Genomic DNA, 16,862 nt, shown 5'->3' with positions numbered 1-16,862 from the left:
GGCGCATGCAGATCCTCGTGCGTCGGAGCGGTGGGTTCGCCGGCCTCACCCGGGGCTGGCGGATCGACACGGACGTCGACCCCGACGGCTGGTCCGACCTGGTCGACGCGGTGCCCCGTGCAGCGCGGCAGCCGGTGGCACCGGTGCCCGACGACTACGTCTGGACGATCACGGTCGCGAGCACCACGGTGCGGGTGCCCGGCCGTGCGCTCGACGGGCCGCTGGCCGCACTCGTGGAACGGGTGCGGACCGAGGGCGAGCCGGACTGACGGGGCCGACCCGGGCCTCCCGTCCGGACCCGGCCGGGCCCCCTCGCCGGACCCGACCCGGGCCTGCCGTCCGGGTCAGGCCACGTCGATGACGGTGAGCCGCCGCGTGGGACGGGTCATCGCGACGTAGACCGCGGCGGCGGCACGGGCGGCGTCCGCCCCGACCCCGTCCGGGTCCACGAGCACCACGCCGTCGAACTCCAGGCCCTTGGCGTCCGCCCCCGTGAGCACCGTGACCGAGCCCGGTCGTGGCGAGCCCAGGCTCCGGACGTCGAGGTCGCCCTGCGCGAGCCGCTTCCGGACGACGTCCACCTGGGCCTCCGGCACGATCACGCCGATCGTCCCCGAGCCGATGTGCGACCGCTCCCCCGCCACCCGGGCGGCGACGACGTCGAGCACCTCGGCCCGTGACACGGACACGCGCTCCACCGGGTCGCCGTCCCGGACCGCCTGGTTCGCGGTGACGGTGAGCCCGGCCGCTGCGGCGAACTCGCCGGCGGCCTCGACGATCGACCGCGGCGTGCGGTAGTTCACCGTGAGCTCGGCGACGCGGTGGTCGAGCGGTACCTGCGGGGCGCGACCACGGCGACGACGGGCGAGGGCGCCGATGACGTCCTCCCACGTGCGGGCGGCACCGGGTGAGGAGCCCTGCGCCATGTCCCCGACGATCGTGAACGACCGGAGCGGGTTGCGTCGGGCCAGCACCCGCCACTGCATCGGCGAGAGCTCCTGGGCCTCGTCGACGACGATGTGGCCGTAGGTCCACTCGCGGTCCTCGGCGGCGCGCTCGGCCGTGGTGCGGGGGTCGCCGCCCTCGGCGAACGCACCCGCCACCTCTTCGGCAGAGACGATGCCCTCGACGCCCATGTTCTCGATCGCCTGGCGGGCGTTCTCGATGTCCCGGTTCCGGCTGGCCTTCGCCTGGCGCTTCGCCGCACCGCCGGTCGGGTCGAACGTGCCGAGGAGCTCGGCGGCCTCGTCGAGCAGGGGGACGTCCTCCACCGTGAAGCCGGCGCCGCGCTCCCGGGCGAGCAGGGCCCGGCGCTCCGGCGACCAGTTCGGCGTGAGGGACGCCAGCCAGTTCGGCCGCGCGTAGAGGTCCTCGAGCAGCTTCTCCGCCGGCAGCGGCAGCCAGGCGGTGTTGAGCAGGACGCGGGCGTCGTACGAGGACCGGATGTCCTCGCGGAGCACCTTGATGTCGGCGTCGTCGACCGTGGTGCCGCGCTGCCGCAGCTGTTCGGCGAGGAGCTTCGTCATGGCGTCGAGTGCGCCCTTGTTGAACGACACCCGGGCGACGTTGTGCGGCTTGCCGCGGTCCTGGGCCCGGTGCATGGCGTCCGCGACGAGCTGCGGCGGCACGACGAGCCGCTCGCCCTCGACGTCGAGCTCGACGGACTCCGTCGGCACGACCTGGCGCGAGCGGACCGCCCGGCGGAGCAGGTCGGCCATCTCGCCCGAGCCCTTGACCGCGGCGACCTCGCGGCGGTCGTGACGGGTGGCGTGGAGCCCCGGGTAGAGCGAGCCGAGCGACGCCATCACCACGCCCGTCTCGCCGAGGGACGGCAGCACCTGCTCGATGTACGTCAGGAACGCCGGGGACGGCCCGACGACGAGGACGCCGGACCCGCGGAGGCGCTCGCGGTAGGAGTACAGCAGGTACGCGGCGCGGTGCAGTGCCACGGCGGTCTTGCCGGTGCCGGGGCCGCCCTGCACGATGAGGACGCCCTCGAGCGGGGAGCGGATGATGCGGTCCTGCTCGCCCTGGATCGTGGCGACGATGTCGGTCATCCGGCCGGTGCGCTCGGCGGTGACGGCGGCGAGCAGGGCACCCTCGCCCTGCAGGTGGGTGCGCTCGTCGTCGTACAGGGTCGCGTCGAAGACCTCGTCCTCGACGCCGACGACGCTGCGTCCCTCGAGCGACAGGTGGCGACGGGCCCGCATGCCCATCGGGTACGCGGCGGTGGCCTGGTAGAACGCGCTGGCCCCCGGCACACGCCAGTCGAGCAGCAGCGGGCGGTGCTCGGCGTCACGGAGCCCCACGCGGCCGATGTACCGGAAGGCGGACTCGTCGGCGGGCGGGTCCGCGACCTCGAGCCGACCGAACACGAGCCGGTCTCCCACGCGCTCGAACGTGTGGATGGTGTCCTCGTAGAGCCGAGCGAAGGCGTCGCGTTCGCTGCGGCTCTGGTGGTTCCCGCCGACGGCCTGACGACGGGTCTCAGCGAGGCGCTGTTCGGCCTCGGCGGTCAGCTCGTCGAGGCGGACGAAGAGTCCGTCGACGTACGTTCGCTCGCGGTCGATCTCGGTCGGTTCGGACACACGCAACCCTTCGGGACAGGGGTATCCAGTGTAGTCCCCCTGCCCATCGGGCTGGTGCCGCGGGCCGTGGTGCCGGACCACGGACGGACGGGAGGCGCGGTGCCAGCTGGCACCGCGCCTCCCGTCAGCGCGTCGGCGCTACATCTCCTCGTGCGTGTCCGGGTCGCCGTCCCAGAGACGCCCGCGCTCGAGGCCGGAGATCGCGACGACCTCGTCGCCCGTCAGCTCGAACCCGAACACGTCGAGGTTCTCGCGCTGGCGGTCGGCGTCGCCGGACTTCGGCACCGGGACGGCACCGAGCTGGACGTGCCAGCGGAGCACGACCTGGCCGGGCGTGACCCCGTGGGCCTTCGCTGCCGCGAGGACCGGTGCCTCGGTCATGAGCTCCGACTGCTTGGCGAGCGGGCTCCAGCTCTCGGTGACGATCCCGCGCTCGGCGTGCACGGCGCGGAGGGCTGCCTGCGGGAAGTACGGGTGCAGCTCGACCTGGTTGACGGCCGGCGCGACACCGGTCGCGTCGATGATCCGGTCGAGGTGTGCCGGCGTGAAGTTCGAGACGCCGATCGAGCGGACCTTGCCGCTGTCCCGGAGGTCCACGAACGCCTTCCACGTGTCGACGAACCTGTCCACCGACGGGTTCGGCCAGTGGATCAGGTACAGGTCGACGTGGTCGAGCCCCAGGTTGCCCAGGGTCTCGTCGATCGACCGGTGCGCCTCGTCGTAGCCGTGGTGACGGCCCGGCAGCTTCGACGTGACGAAGAGCTCGTCACGCGGCACGTCGGCGTCACGGACCGCTCGGCCCACAGCGTCCTCGTTGCCGTAGTTCAGCGCGGTGTCGAGCAGGCGGTAGCCGCTGGTGATGGCCGTGCCGATCACCGCAGCACCCTCGTCGCCGTCGAGCGAGTAGGTGCCGAGGCCGAGCACCGGCATGCGGTGCCCGTCGTTCAGCTCGACGGTCGGGGCGACGGGCGCACCGGACGGCATCAGCGGACGCCGAGCAGGTCGATGACGAAGATCAGGGTCTTGCCGGAGAGGAAGTGTCCGCCGCCGGCCGGGCCGTAGGCGAGCTCCGGCGGCACGACGAGCTTGCGGCGCCCGCCGACCTTCATGCCGGGGATGCCCTCCTGCCAGCCGCGGACGAGCGCCGCGAGCGGGAAGTCGATCGGCTCGCCACGGCCCCAGGAGCTGTCGAACTCCTCGCCGGTCTCGTACTCGACGCCGGCGTAGTGGACCTTGACGGTCGAGCCGGCCGTGGCCTCGTCGCCGGAGCCCTCGACGATGTCGGTGATGACGAGGTCGGTGGGGGCGGGGCCCTCGGGCGCGTCGAACTCGGGCTTGCTGTTCAGGTCAGTCATGTCGGCAAGTCAACCAGACCGCGCACCGAGCAGACGCAGCACCGCTCCAGGCCGCAGAATGGTTCCACCGTGACACCACCGACTCCCCCGCAGGACACGCCCGCACCGCCGCGCCGCTTGTTCGCCGACCTCACGCCGCTCCGTCGGTCCCCCGCGTTCGCCCGACTCTGGGCCGGTACGGCGATCGCCGGGATCGGCACGCAGATGACCACCGTCGCCGTCGGTCTCGAGGTGTACGACATCACGAGCTCGACGTTCGCGGTGTCGCTCGTGGGCGTGATCGCGCTGCTGCCGATGATCGTCGCCGGGCTCTACGGCGGGATGCTCGCCGACGCCTTCGACCGCCGCACCGTGGCCCTGGTGTCCTCGATCGTCGCCTGGGTCGCCGTCGCGATGATCGCCACGCACTCGTGGCTCGGGCTGCACAGCGTCGCCCTGCTCTACCTGCTCGCGACGGTGAACGCCGTGGCGGCGACCGTGAGCGGGGCCTCCCGCTCCGCGATCGTCCCGCGGCTCGTCGGCACCGACCTGCTCCCCGCCGCGAGCGCCCTCGGTGGCATCGCGTCCGGCTTCCAGGTCACCGTCGGCCCCGCGATCGCCGGTGTCCTCATCGCCACCGTCGGGTTCGCCCCGACGTACACGATCGACGTGGTGCTCTTCACGTGCGCGTTCCTCGGGGTGTTCACCCTGCCGAGGATGGCCGCCGACCAGGGCGCCCTCCGCCCGGGTCTCGGTTCCCTGGTCGAGGGAGCGCGGTTCCTGCGGAAGTCGCGGAACATCACCATGACGTTCGTGCTGGACATCATCGCGATGACCTTCGGCCAGCCGCGGGTGCTCTTCCCCGCGATCGGCGCGCTCGTCATCGGCGGCGGGGCGATCACCGTCGGCACCCTGACCGCCGCTTACGCGATCGGGGCGCTGCTCTCGAGCGTGTTCTCCGGTCCCCTCGGCCACGTCCGCCGCCAGGGCGAGGCCGTCGGCTGGGCGATCACCGTCTACGGCGGGGCGATCTCGGCGTTCGGCGTCGTGGTGGCGCTGGCGCACGTGCTCGGCGGGCGCGAGGGCGAGTCCTTCAGCACCGGCATCCTGCCGGCACTCGCAGCCGCCGCGGTGTTCCTCGCCGTGGCGGGCGGCGCCGACAACGTCAGCTCCGTCTTCCGCAACACCATCCTGCAGGCCGCGTCGCCCGACGGCATGCGTGGCCGCCTGCAGGGCATCTTCACCGTGGTCGTCACGGGCGGGCCGCGCATCGGCGACCTCTACGCCGGGCTCGTCGTCGCCGCCAGCATCGCGGTGCCGCCGATCCTCGGCGGGGTCGCGATCATCGGGCTCGTCGCGCTGCTCCTGCGGCTCGTGCCGTCCTTCCGCCGCTACGACGCCCTGCACCCCGACGCGAACTGACGCCGCGCCTGGACGGGGTGGTCCTGACCACCGCCGGACGGGAGGCCCGTGGCGGCGCCGCCACGCGCCTCCCGTCCGGTGGCGGGCCGCCGAAGACGTGGGCTGCTCACACAACCGATATTCTCGGGACCATGCCGGACCGCATGACGCGTGACCTCCAGCGGACCGGGGTCCGTGCGGTCGTGCGCCGTACCTACCACTCGGTGATCCGGCACCGGGTCGTCGACGCCGCCGCGTCCCTGACCTTCTTCGCGCTGCTGACGGTGTTCCCGACCACGCTCGCGGTGGTCTCCGCGCTGTCGATCGTCGACCGGCAGGGCGACAGCGTCAGCGACGTCATCGAGATCCTCGGGTTCATCGTCCGGCCCGAGACCGCCGTGCACCTCGAGCAGCCGCTCCGGCAGCTCCTCAGCCTGGACAACCCGTGGCTCGGCTTCTGGATCGGCGTCCTGCTGACGCTCTGGTCGATGTCCGGGTACGCGACCGCGTTCGGCCGGGCGATGAACACGGCGTACGAGGTCGAGGAGGGCCGCCGGATCTGGAAGTTCCGCAGCATGATGCTCCTCGTCACGCTGCTGATCATGGTCGGCGGTGCCATCGCGATCGTGATCCTGCTCGGCACCCCGACGATCTCGGCGGCGATCGTCGCGAGCCTCGGCTGGGCGCCCTGGATCGACGACGTCTGGGACGTGGCGAAGTGGCCCGTCCTGGCGGTCGACCTCGTGGTGATGGTCGCGGTGCTGTACTACGCGACGCCGAACGTCAAGACGCCACAGCTGCGATGGGTCTCCGCGGGCGCCGGGTTCGCGATCGTCACGTGGGCGATGGCGACGTTCGGGTTCGCGATCTACGTCGAGACGATCGGGGGCAGCAGCATCGCGTACGGGTGGCTCGGCGGTGCGCTGCTGCTGCTCGTCTACCTCTACATCTCCAACTTCGTGCTGGTCGTCGGCGGGGAGCTCGACTCCGAGGTCATCCGGCTGCGGCAGCTCCTCGCGGGCATCGACGCCGACGAGTCCATCCGGCTGCCGCTGCGGGACGTCACGCGGAACTTCACGCTCGCCCGGTGGCGGGACGCCGACGTCGCGGCCGCCCGGCAGGTGCGGGTGTCCGCGGCGGAGCTGCCCGGCGAGGAGCCCACGCCGACGCCGCAGCAGCAGCACCTGCGTGACGTCGCCGAGCAGGTCCGGGTGGGCGAGCGGCCGATGCCCTGAGGGGTGTCGGTTCTCCGGCTCGGTCAGCCTCAGTGGCGCCGCGCCTCGGCGTCCAGCATCTCCTCGGTGATCACCGGGATCGCCCCCGTCGCGAGCTCGATCCCCGACAGCCGGGCGGGGCTCAGCACGCGGTGCACCTGGGCCTCGTCCATCAGGCCGGCAGCGGTGACGAGCGTGCTGATCGGCGTCGAGGTGGTCAGTGCGGTGTGCGCGATCGAGGCGGCGGCCGCGTAGCCGATGTACGGCGTCAGCGCCGTGACGACGCCCACGTTCGTGTCGACCTGTGCCGCGAGCTTGGCCTCGTTGGCCTCGATCCCGGTGACGCAGTGCTCGCGGAGCGTCGCGCAGCCCCGGGTCATCCACTGCAGCGACTGCAGGATCGAGTGCGCGATGATCGGCTCGAAGGCGTTGAGCTGGAGCTGCCCGGCCTCGGCCGCCATCGTCACCGTCGTGTCGGCCCCGGCCACCGCGAACGCGATCTGGTTCACGACCTCGGGGATCACCGGGTTGACCTTGCCGGGCATGATCGACGACCCGGCCTGACGCGCCGGCAGCGTGATCTCACCGAAGCCGGCCTGCGGCCCCGAGGCGAGCAGCCGCAGGTCGTTGCAGATCTTCGAGAGCTTGACCGCGCTCCGCTTCACGGTGCCGGAGAGCGTCATGAACGAGCCGGCGTCGCTCGTGGCCTCGATGAGGTCGGGCGCGGTGACGACGTCGATGCCGCTGGCGACCTGCAGCTGCCGTCGGACCTCGTCGCGGTACAGCGGGTCGGCCGTGATGCCCGTGCCGATCGCCGTCGCGCCGAGGTTCATCTCCGCCAGCAGCGGGGTGACCCGGCGGAGCAGCAGGGCGTCCTCCTGGATCGTGTGCGAGAAGCCGGTGAACTCCTGCCCGAGGGTCATCGGCACGGCGTCCTGCAGCTGGGTGCGCCCGACCTTGAGGACGTCCGCGAACGCCTGACCCCGCTCCGCGAAGGCAGCCGAGAGCTGCTCGATCTGGTCGATGAGTCGCCCGACGCCGAAGATCATCGCGATCTTGATGCTCGTCGGGTACGTGTCGTTCGTCGACTGGCTGCGGTTGACGTGGTCGATCGGGTGCAGGTACGCGTAGTCCCCACGCTCGCGCCCGAGGATCTCCAGCGCCCGGTTCGCGAGCACCTCGTTCGTGTTCATGTTCGTGCTCGTGCCCGCGCCGCCCTGCACCACGTCGACGACGAACTGCTCGCGGAGGGCACCGTCGCGGACCTCTTGCGCGGCCTGGTCGATGGCGTCGGCACGTTCGGCGTCGAGCACCCCGATCGCCTTGTTCGCCCGCGCAGCGGCCTGCTTCACGGTCGCGAGGGCCTCGATGAGGTCCGGGTACACCGAGATCGGGACGCTCGTGATCGGGAAGTTCTCCAGGGCCCGGAGGGTGTTGATGCCCCAGTAGACGTCAGTGGGCACCTCCCTCGTCCCCAGGGAATCGGTCTCCGTGCGGGTCCCAACACTCACGTGCGCCTCCTCGTCGTGGTCCACCACCCGAGGCTAACCCAGTCCGTCCGGCCGGTCCGGTACCCGGGCTGCGGCGGGCACACACGGTGCGAGTTCCTCGGCCCGGTGCGAGGGCACGCACGGTGCGAGTTCCTCCGCCCGGTGCGAGGGTGTGCACCCCGTGCGCGCCGACGAGCGCGCACCACGTGGGCAACGTCGCACCAGCCGGGCACGCGGCGGACGGGAGGCGCGGTGCCAGGCCGCCACGAGCCTCCCGGCTGGTGGGTCGCGAGCGGGCGGGACCGCCGGCGCGTCAGTGGAACTGGGGGACGATGAGGTAGATGCCGTACAGCACGGTCGCGGCGCAGACCACGAAGCACGCGATCGCCAGGGAGCGGAGACCCCGGACGGCGCCGCTCGAGCCCGCCGGGTTCGGGAAGCCGGCCGTCGCCGGGCCGATCGTGCCGTCGTCCTTCACGGTGAACTTGCCGGCGCGGGTGTCGGCGGCGCTCCAGAACCGCAGCCCGACCGAGTACACGGAGACGACGAAGCACGAGGCGACGACCGCGACGACGGCCACGGTCAGGAACGCGAACCAGTCGATGCCCATCAGCGGCGTCCTCCCTTGCGAGCACCCATGCGTCGGAGGGTTCGCTCGCGGCTCAGCTCGGCGCGGCGCGCGGCGACGTTCTCGGCGCGCTTCTTGCGCTGCAGGTCACGCAGCTCCTTGCGGGTGTAGACCGCGTTCGCGGCGACGTCGACCTCGATCGCGGAGGCCTGCTCGTGCGGCTTGCGGAGCGACCAGAGGTACAGGCCGAGGATCACGACGCCGCCGATGACCGCGTCGAGGACCAGCCCGACGACACCGAAGCGGGCGATGCCCGAGGCCACGGCACCGACGGCCGCAGAGGCCGGGAGGGTGATGAACCACGCGATGACGATCTTGCCCGCGGTGGACCACTGGATCTTCGAGCCGCGGCGTCCGAGGCCGGCACCGATGATCGAGCCCGAGGACACCTGCGTGGTGGACAGCGCGAAGCCGAGGTGGCTCGACGCGAGGATGGTGGCGGCGGTGGAGGCCTCGGCGGCGAAGCCCTGCGTGGCGCGGATCTCGGTGATGCCCGAGCCGAGCGTGCGGATGATGCGCCAGCCGCCCGTGTAGGTGCCGAGGGCGATCGCGAGGGCGCAGGCGATGACGACCCAGAACTGCACGCCCTGGTTCGACGACTGGGCGCCCGACGCGATGAGCGTGAGCGTGATGACACCCATCGTCTTCTGGGCGTCGTTCGTGCCGTGCGCGAGCGACACCATCGACGAGGTGAAGATCTGTCCGACACGGAACCCGCCGCGCTCGTTCGGGAACACCGGTCGACGCGTGATCCGGTACGCGATGCGCGTCGACAGGAAGGAGACGAACGCCGCGATCACCGGGGAGAGGAACGCCGGGATGATGACGACGGTCATCAGCGCGACGTAGTTCACCGACTGGAACCCGGCGCCCACGATCGCCGCACCGATGAGCCCACCGAAGAGCGCGTGCGAGGACGACGACGGCAGGCCGCGCAGCCACGTGATCATGTTCCAGACCACCGCGCCGATCAGCCCGGCGAAGATCATCTCCGGCGAGATCGCGACCCCACCGGGGCCTTCGTTGATCAACCCGTGCGAGATCGACGTCGCGACGGCGGTGCTGAGGAACGCACCGACGAGGTTGAGCACCGCGGCGACCGTGACCGCCACCTTGGGCTTCATGGCCCCGGTGGCGATCGGTGTCGCCATCGCGTTGGCGGTGTCGTGAAATCCGTTTGTGAAGTCGAAGAAGAGGGCCAACGCGATGACCAGGACGACTATGAGTGTGATGTCCACCGCGGGCCAGTGAACCAGTCCGCGGCGTCCGGGGCAAACCCAGATGGTCACCCGATGTTCACACGGCCTTCAAACTCGTTCAGGTTCGGAAGCATGCCGATGGGAGAATGAGGGCATGGACACCGCCGAGCTCCTCATCCTGCTGGTCGGATCGTTGCTCGTCACCGGGTTCGCGCGGTCGAAGGGACTGCCCGCTCCGCTGCTCGTCACCGCGGTGGCGCTCGCGGCGTCGTTCCTGCCGGGGCTGCCGCCGATCGAGATCGACTCCGAGCTGATCCTCACGGTGATCCTGCCCCCGCTGCTCTACTCGGCGGCGCTCGACGTGTCGTGGCAGAGCTTCCGGACGTCCATCAAGCAGATCCGCCGACTCGGCATCTTCCTCGTCATCGTGACGGCGCTCGCGGTCGGCCTGGCGGCGTACATCATCATCCCGGACATGGACTGGCCGGCGGCGATCCTGCTCGGCGCCATCGTGGCCCCGCCGGACGCGGTGTCCGCCGCCGCGATCGGTCGCAAGCTCGGGCTCCCCCGCCGGGTCATGACGGTGCTGTCCGGCGAGAGCCTCATCAACGACGCCGCCTCGCTGACCCTGGTGCGCGTCTTCACGCTCATCGCCGCGGGCACCTCGCTGACGATCTGGCAGGACCTCGGCATCTTCGGCCTGGCGATCGGGGTCGGCCTGGCGGTCGGCATCGTGCTCGGTGTGCTCGTGCACTGGATCCGGATGCGCATCAACGACCCCGTCGTCGAGACCATCATGAGCATCCTGCTGCCGTTCGTGGCGTACATCCTCGCCGAGGACCTCTCCGGCTCCGGCGTGATCGCCGTCGTCACGGCCGGGCTCTACATCGGCTACAACTCGCCGAAGGAGGGCTACGCCACCCGCCTGCAGGAACGCCCGCTCTGGACGAGCATCGACGTCATCCTCGAGGGCTTCGTCTTCGCGCTCATCGGCCTGCAGCTCAACACCGTCGTGCAGGACCTCATCAAGAGCGAGCGGAGTCTCGGGCAGACCCTGACCGCGGCGGCGGTGGTGCTCGCGGTCGTGATCGTCGTCCGGCCGCTGTTCGTGTTCGAGTCCTACGTGCGCAACCGCTTCAACGGGCGATGGCTCCGACCACTGCGGATCAAGCTGTCCCGTGGGCACCCGTCCCTCCGTTGGATCCGCGGGTCAGCCGAACCGAAGCTGAACTGGCGGGAGCTGACGGTCATCTCGTGGACCGGCATGCGCGGGGTGGTGACCCTGGCCGCGGCGGTGTCGGTCGTGGCGAACCCCGTCGACATCAAGGCCCAGGACACCATCTTCGTGATCGCGTTCATCGTGACCGTCGGCACGCTCCTGCTGCAGGGCCTCACGCTCCCCTTCGTGATCCGGTCGCTCAAGGTGCAGGACCCGGCCGAGGGCGAGGAGGACGTCCGCAGCGAGATGCGTCTCAACCAGCGCACCACCGAGGCGGCGATCGAGCTGCTCGACAAGCGCCGGCCGGAGTGGGCGAAGCAGTACGGCGACCAGGCCGTCGACTCCGTCGTCAGCCGGCTCAAGAGCCGCCTGCAGCGCCAGGCGGAGGTCTTCCGACAGGACGCGATGGAAGAGGAGTCCGAGGACCGCAACGCGCCCGCTCGTCTCCGCGGGTCGCAGATCCAGGACATCCGCCGCGAGCTGCTCGACCGGCGCCGCGAGATCGTGCTCGAGGAGCGCGAGCGCGGCAACCTCGACGAGGAGGTCATGCGCCGCGTGCTCGTGACCCTCGACGCCGAGGAGCTGGCGATGGACTCCGCGCAGGCGTCCCGCAGCCGGTCGTAGCGGCGCCGGGCTGCTGCGGCCACTCAGGAGCGCGGTCAGAGGCCGGGCGTATCCTCGGGTGACCCGACACGAGACCAGGAGCACAGCGCGCCAGTGAGCATCCCGCGGAACGACGTCCCGAAGCACTCCGACACCTCGGACCGTCCCGGCGCGTCCGGACCGCGACCCGCTCCGAAGCAGCGCACCACGCGCCCCTCCGCCCGCGGCACCGCGCCCCGCCGCGGCGCGAAGGTCGCCGGGTCGTCGAGGCCCGTCCGCCGCCAGGCCCCGGTCCCCCAGCCACAGCACATCAGCGCGTACCGCCGCTGGTTCTCGACGCTGCACCCCTCGCTGCAGCTGATCGGCCTGCAGCTCTGGATGCCGCTGTTCTTCATCGTCGGCTTCTGCCTCTGCTACGTCTTCGCGTTCCACGCCCCGCACCCGCACGACGTGCCCGTCGCGCTCATCGGCAGCGACCCCGGCTTCATCGCGGCCGTCCAGAAGGCCCTGCCCGGGGAGTTCGTCTTCCACACGTACGACTCCCTCGTCGCGGCGAAGCGGGACGTGCTCGCCGGTTCGATGGCGGTCGCGTACGACCCGTCGACGAACGAGTTCTTCAAGGCCAGCGCGCACCAGTTCCAGGTCGCGAACCTCGTCCCCGCCACGCTGACCGCCGTGCTCACCGCGATCGGGGTCGCCACACCGAAGGTCACCGAGCTCGCCGCGCTCCCCGCGTACGACGAGTACGGCACCGTCCCGATGTACGTGATGCTCGCCTGGTGCATCGGCGGCTACATGGTCGCGATGTTCATCGGCATCATGGGCGGCCCGCTGCGGCACCGCACCCGAATGACGGTCATCGTCGTCGGCGGTCTCGTCATCTCGCTCATCACGAACACGCTCGCCGGACCCGTCGTCGGCGCCATCCACGGGCACTGGATCGAACTCGTGCTCATCGCGTGGGGCTGGATCGTGGCGATCGGCCTGGCGGTGAACGGCCTGAGCTACTTCGTCGGCCGGTTCATCGCCGCGCCCGCGATGATCTGCTTCGTCTTCCTGTCCATGCCGTCCTCCGGCGGCGCCTACCCGAAGTGGTTCATGCCAGAGCCCTTCGCCTGGCTCAACAACGTCGTCGTCGGCTCCAGCATGGTCGACATGATCAAGCACCAGATCTACGGCGTCGGCCCCGGCCCCGCCCGCGGCCTGATCACGATGGCGTGCTACGCCGGCGCCGGGCTGGTGCTCATGTACTTCGGCAAGATGTGGTGGGAGCGCCGCCGCATCCGCGCCATCGTCACCGGGCGCACCACGATGTTCCAGGACGCCCAGAACGCCAACCGCGAGTTCCTCGGTCAGCAGCGCGACGTCGAGCTCGAGCGGCACGGGCTGTCCTCCACCGAGACCGGCACGCTGCAGGTCCTGCGCGACGAGGACTGGCAGGACGACCGCGTCGGCGGCGACGTCTTCACCGGCGGACGCGACGGCCTCGAGAACGAACCCCTGACGACGGGGCGCATCCCGGTGGTCCGGCAGACGGACCGGCAGCCGGCGGGCAACCGGACGGGAGGCCCCGGTGCGGGCCCACGCACCCGCCCCGTCCCACGGACCGACGGCTCCGGCACCCCGGCCGATCCCACCAGCACGTCCCACAGTCGGCACGCGGCCCGCTGAGGACCGCGGCACCTGGCGGTATCCTGGGCCGATCATGACCCGCACCGCCTGGCACCGCCTCCTCGTCACGCTCGTCGTCGTCCTGCTCGCGCTCACCGCAGCGCTCTGGGTCTCGAGCGTCGTCCTGGCGCCGGCGGACGGCCGCGACACCGCCGGGCTCTTCGTCGGATGGGCGATGTTCGCGCTCGTCGGCGCGATCGTGGTGGGCATCGTCGACTTCTTCGTCCGCCCGCTCGGCGGCCGGAGCGGGGACGCCGACGTCATGGCCGAGGCCGAGGAGGCCCGCACGGGCAGCACGCGCACGCAGCAGCGTCGCTGAGACCGACGCCTGCTCCCGGCGGCAGTGCGCGAGCTGTCTAGCGGCTCGGTGCGTCGACGCCGGTGCCCGTGAAGCCGGCGACGGTCGCGTCGTCGTCCGCGAACGTGAAGCGTGCGTCGACGGTCCCGCCGCGGAGCACGCCCGGCAGCCAGTAGCGGGCGTCGTCCCACATGGCGTCGTACGGCACCGCGTCGACCGGGACCCATCGTGCTTCCAGCTCGTCGCTCGCGGTGGGTGTGCCGGACCAGCGCCGGCCGACGAAGACGTCGGAGACCTGGGACCAGGACGGGCGGAACGGGAACCGGTAGTCCAACGTGCCACGAGCCTCCAGGTCGGCGGGGTCGAGCCGCAGACCGACCTCCTCGGCGACCTCGCGGACGGCGGTGTCGACCGCCGACTCCCCCGGCTCGCGCTTGCCGCCGGGGCCGACCACACGTCCCGTCCCGAGGCCGCGGCGCTTCTCCCCGAGGAGCACCTCCGGCCCGTCGGCACCGTCGCGCAGCAGGTACACGACGACGACTCTGGGGTGCTGGTTCTTCGTCTCGTCACGGGTCGGCACGTGTCCAGTCTGGCCGAAGAACTGGCGTACGCTCGTTCCATGGCAGGTGGTCTGCGGGGGCACCATGGCTGAGCACCGTCGGTTCGGGCGCAGCCTCGAAGTGCTGCGTGCCGAGGCTGCCGAGGAGATCTCGATGATCGTCGAGCACCGCAGTCGTCAGGGCGACGACCCGTGGGAGTTCATGCCGATGCTGCCGAGCGTCGACGAGCAGGTCGTGCTCATCCTCCGCGAAGAAGCGCTCGAGATGGACGACGCGATCGGACGCCGGAGTGCGCAGTGGTCGATGCACCCCGCCTCCGGGCAGGGCACCCGGCTCGGCGAGGAGTACCACCGGCTGCGCCGCATCGCGCTGCAGCACCCGGAGCTGACCGAGGCCGTCTGGAAGCTCATGGGAGCCCTGCCGAAGCAGAGCTGACCTGCGGTTGGATGGTCGCATGACCGAAACCGTGCTCGCCGTCCTGAACCAGCCCTCGCGCGAGGCCGCCGCGCACGACCCCGCCGCGGACGCCTTCACGTACCAGGCGCCCCTCGGCACGAACCTCCAGGTGCAGGACCTCGGGATCATCCGCGGTGACGGCGTCTTCGAGACGATCACCGTCGTCGACGGCCGTCCGCAGGCCCTCGAGGCCCACCTCGACCGCTTCGTGCGCTCCGCCCGCATGCTCGACCTGCCGCTGCCCGACCTCGACGCCTGGCGCCGCGCGGTCGAGGCCGTCTGCGCCGAGCTCGACCCCGTGCACGAGGCCTTCGCGAAGACGGTCATGACCCGCGGCGTCGAGGGCTCCGACCGCCCCACCGGCTGGGTGTACGCGGCGGCCTCCGGCGACTCGACGCCCGCCAGGACGCAGGGCATCTCCGTCGTGACGCTCGACCGCGGGTACCGCCACGACGTCGAGCGCACCTCACCGTGGCTGCTGCAGGGCGCGAAGTCGCTCTCGTACGCGGTGAACATGGCAGCCCTGCGCGAGGCCGCCCGACGCGGGGCCGACGATGCCCTGTTCGTCTCGAGCGACGGCTACGTGCTCGAGGGCACCCGCGCCAACCTGGTGATGGCGGTCGGCGGACGGCTCGTCACGCCGCGCACCGACATCGGGATCCTCGCCGGCACCACGCAGGCGGACGTCTTCCGGTTCGCCGAGGCCGAGGGCATCGAGACGGCCTACGAGCTCGTCACGATGGCGGACCTGCGGGCGGCGGATGCCCTGTGGCTCGTGTCGAGCGTGCGCCAGGCCGCCCCGATCCGACTGGTGAACGGGGACGAGCAGGCGATGGACCTCGACCTGACGGAGCAGATGAACGAGTTCCTGCTGTCGCGGGAGTCCTGAGGCTCGCTACCAGCGGGGCGTGGTGGTCCCCACGCCGTCGGCCCACGCGAAGACCTGCTGGCCGTCGATCCACACCCGGGTCGCCCGGCTGGTGGCGTCCAGCGGGTCGCCCGACCACAGGACCAGGTCGGCGTCCCAACCGGCTTCGAGGCGCCCGACGCGGTCCCCGAACCCGAGGAACGTCGCCGGGTTCACGGTGAGGGCCTCGAGCGCCGTCTGACGGGGCAGGCCGTCGCGGACCGCCATCGTCGCCTGCGTCACGAGCATGGCGATCGGGACGACGGGCGCGTCGGTGGTGATCGCGACGCGGACCCCGGCGGCCGCGAGCGCCGCCAGGTTCGGGATGCCCCGGTCACGGAGCTCGACCTTCGACCGGCTGGTGAAGAGCGGTCCGTAGATCACCGGGATGTCCTTGGCGGCCAGGACGTCGGCGATCTTGTGGCCCTCGGTGCCGTGGTTCACGACGAGCCGGTAGCCGAACTCCTCGGACAGGCGGATCGCGGTCGCGATGTCGTCGTGGCGGTGCGTGTGCTGGTCCCAGACGAGCTCGCCGTCGAGCACCCGAACCAGGGTCTCCTTCGTCAGGTCACGGGCGAACGGCTCGCCCTTCGTGGCAGCGGCGTCCCGTGCGGCACGGTAGTCCTGCGCGTCGACGAAGGCCTCGCGGATGACCTTCGCGACGCCCAGCCGCGTGGAGGGCGTCTGGCCCTTGTCGCCGTAGACGCGCTTCGGGTTCTCGCCGAGGGCGCTCTTCACGCTCACGGCGTCCGAGATCAGCTGCTCGTCGATGGTCCGCCCGCCCCAGGTCTTGATCGCCACGGACTGGCCGCCGATCGGGTTGCCGGACCCGGGCTTGACGACGATCGCGGTGACGCCGCCCGACAGGGCGTCCCGGAAGCCCTCGTCGTCGATGTCCACGGCGTCGATCGCGCGGACCGCGGCCTGGTTGGGTCCGGTGAGCTCGTTCGTGTCGTTGCCGGCCGGGCCGTTCGCCTCCTCGTGGATGCCGACGTGCCCGTGGGCCTCGACGAAGCCGGGGAGGAGCCATGCGCCCGCGGCGTCGATCACGGGGACGCCCTGCGGCGGGGTGACGTCCGGGCCGATCGCGGTGATGCGGCCGTCCTGCACGACGACGGCTCCCCCGTCGAACTCCTGGGACGTGACGGGGACGACGTGGGCACCGGTGATCGCGAACGTGTTGGTCATGTCGTCCACGGTAGCCACGGCCGGTGACGACGACGGCGAGATACAACATCCCGACGATGCCCGGCTGGGGCGACGCCGTGCCTACGGTCGGAGGGACGACAGGAGG

At 71.4% G+C, this 16,862-nt stretch carries 16 protein-coding genes; 8 read left to right on the top strand and 8 right to left on the bottom strand.

Annotated elements, in window-relative coordinates; translation table 11 throughout:
• The first annotated feature begins 5 nt into the window (after positions 1-5).
• Complete coding sequence (locus tag ITJ68_RS08410; RefSeq protein WP_194660765.1) at positions 6-269, top strand: protealysin inhibitor emfourin; 264 nt, start codon at positions 6-8, stop codon at positions 267-269.
• Between the two features lie 75 nt (positions 270-344).
• Here the strand turns inward: ITJ68_RS08410 and ITJ68_RS08405 are convergent, their stop codons facing one another.
• The 3 genes from ITJ68_RS08405 to ITJ68_RS08395 form a co-directional block, all read right to left on the bottom strand.
• Positions 345-2,588: a HelD family protein gene (locus ITJ68_RS08405; protein WP_323743256.1), complete on the bottom strand. Its 2,244-nt coding sequence runs from the start codon at positions 2,586-2,588 to the stop codon at positions 345-347.
• A gap of 138 nt (positions 2,589-2,726) precedes the next feature.
• Positions 2,727-3,572, bottom strand: a complete 846-nt coding sequence (locus ITJ68_RS08400) for an aldo/keto reductase (RefSeq protein WP_194660763.1) — start codon at positions 3,570-3,572, stop codon at positions 2,727-2,729.
• Positions 3,572-3,943 (bottom strand): FKBP-type peptidyl-prolyl cis-trans isomerase, encoded by a 372-nt coding sequence (locus tag ITJ68_RS08395; protein WP_194660762.1) that lies wholly within the window; start codon positions 3,941-3,943, stop codon positions 3,572-3,574. Before ITJ68_RS08395 ends, ITJ68_RS08400 begins: the two co-directional genes overlap by 1 nt.
• Positions 3,944-4,012: 69 nt before the next feature.
• On the opposite strand from ITJ68_RS08395, the gene ITJ68_RS08390 reads away from it, so the two are divergent.
• Positions 4,013-5,344, top strand: coding sequence for an MFS transporter (locus ITJ68_RS08390; RefSeq protein WP_323743255.1), 1,332 nt, complete (start codon positions 4,013-4,015; stop codon positions 5,342-5,344).
• A gap of 131 nt (positions 5,345-5,475) precedes the next feature.
• Positions 5,476-6,558 carry a YihY/virulence factor BrkB family protein gene (locus ITJ68_RS08385; protein WP_194660761.1) on the top strand — a complete coding sequence of 361 codons (1,083 nt, stop codon included), beginning with the start codon at positions 5,476-5,478 and terminating at the stop codon, positions 6,556-6,558.
• A 29-nt stretch (positions 6,559-6,587) separates the two neighbouring features.
• Here ITJ68_RS08385 and ITJ68_RS08380 read toward each other — a convergent pair whose 3' ends face one another.
• The 3 genes from ITJ68_RS08380 to ITJ68_RS08370 all read right to left on the bottom strand — a co-directional run bounded on the left by ITJ68_RS08380 (position 6,588) and on the right by ITJ68_RS08370 (position 9,893).
• Entirely contained in the window at positions 6,588-8,072 is a 1,485-nt protein-coding gene (locus tag ITJ68_RS08380; protein WP_194660760.1) for an aspartate ammonia-lyase, read from the bottom strand.
• 268 nt (positions 8,073-8,340) lie between these two features.
• Positions 8,341-8,637, bottom strand: a complete 297-nt coding sequence (locus ITJ68_RS08375; protein WP_194660759.1) for a hypothetical protein — start codon at positions 8,635-8,637, stop codon at positions 8,341-8,343.
• Entirely contained in the window at positions 8,637-9,893 is a 1,257-nt protein-coding gene (locus tag ITJ68_RS08370) for an inorganic phosphate transporter (RefSeq protein ID WP_268096817.1), read from the bottom strand. Before ITJ68_RS08370 ends, ITJ68_RS08375 begins: the two co-directional genes overlap by 1 nt.
• Before the next feature lie 115 nt (positions 9,894-10,008).
• Here ITJ68_RS08370 and ITJ68_RS08365 point away from each other — a divergent pair, with 115 nt between their 5' ends.
• The 3 genes from ITJ68_RS08365 (at position 10,009) to ITJ68_RS08355 (ending at position 13,666) form a co-directional block, all read left to right on the top strand.
• Positions 10,009-11,697, top strand: a complete 1,689-nt coding sequence (locus tag ITJ68_RS08365; RefSeq protein ID WP_194660758.1) for a cation:proton antiporter — start codon at positions 10,009-10,011, stop codon at positions 11,695-11,697.
• 93 nt (positions 11,698-11,790) lie between these two features.
• Positions 11,791-13,347 (top strand): ABC transporter permease, encoded by a 1,557-nt coding sequence (locus ITJ68_RS08360; RefSeq protein WP_194660757.1) that lies wholly within the window; start codon positions 11,791-11,793, stop codon positions 13,345-13,347.
• Positions 13,348-13,381: 34 nt separating this feature from the next.
• Entirely contained in the window at positions 13,382-13,666 is a 285-nt protein-coding gene (locus ITJ68_RS08355) for a hypothetical protein (RefSeq protein WP_194660756.1), read from the top strand.
• Between the two features lie 37 nt (positions 13,667-13,703).
• Here the strand turns inward: ITJ68_RS08355 and ITJ68_RS08350 are convergent, their stop codons facing one another.
• On the bottom strand, positions 13,704-14,225 hold the full coding sequence (locus ITJ68_RS08350) for an 8-oxo-dGTP diphosphatase (protein WP_194660755.1): 522 nt from the start codon (positions 14,223-14,225) through the stop codon (positions 13,704-13,706).
• 64 nt (positions 14,226-14,289) lie between these two features.
• Here ITJ68_RS08350 and ITJ68_RS08345 point away from each other — a divergent pair, with 64 nt between their 5' ends.
• Together ITJ68_RS08345 and ITJ68_RS08340 are read left to right on the top strand one after the other, a co-directional pair.
• Positions 14,290-14,640, top strand: a complete 351-nt coding sequence (locus tag ITJ68_RS08345) for a tryptophan synthase subunit alpha (protein ID WP_194660754.1) — start codon at positions 14,290-14,292, stop codon at positions 14,638-14,640.
• Positions 14,641-14,659: 19 nt separating this feature from the next.
• Positions 14,660-15,550, top strand: a complete 891-nt coding sequence (locus tag ITJ68_RS08340) for an aminodeoxychorismate lyase (RefSeq protein ID WP_194660753.1) — start codon at positions 14,660-14,662, stop codon at positions 15,548-15,550.
• 6 nt (positions 15,551-15,556) lie between these two features.
• Here ITJ68_RS08340 and ITJ68_RS08335 read toward each other — a convergent pair whose 3' ends face one another.
• Positions 15,557-16,756, bottom strand: a complete 1,200-nt coding sequence (locus ITJ68_RS08335) for an amidohydrolase (RefSeq protein WP_194660752.1) — start codon at positions 16,754-16,756, stop codon at positions 15,557-15,559.
• Positions 16,757-16,862: the final 106 nt, after the last annotated feature.

This window comes from Curtobacterium sp. VKM Ac-1395, from assembly GCF_015350975.1.
GTDB lineage: Bacteria > Actinomycetota > Actinomycetes > Actinomycetales > Microbacteriaceae > Curtobacterium.
Note: the sequence above shows the minus strand (reverse complement) of the source record. Positions and strands in the feature narration are given on the sequence as shown.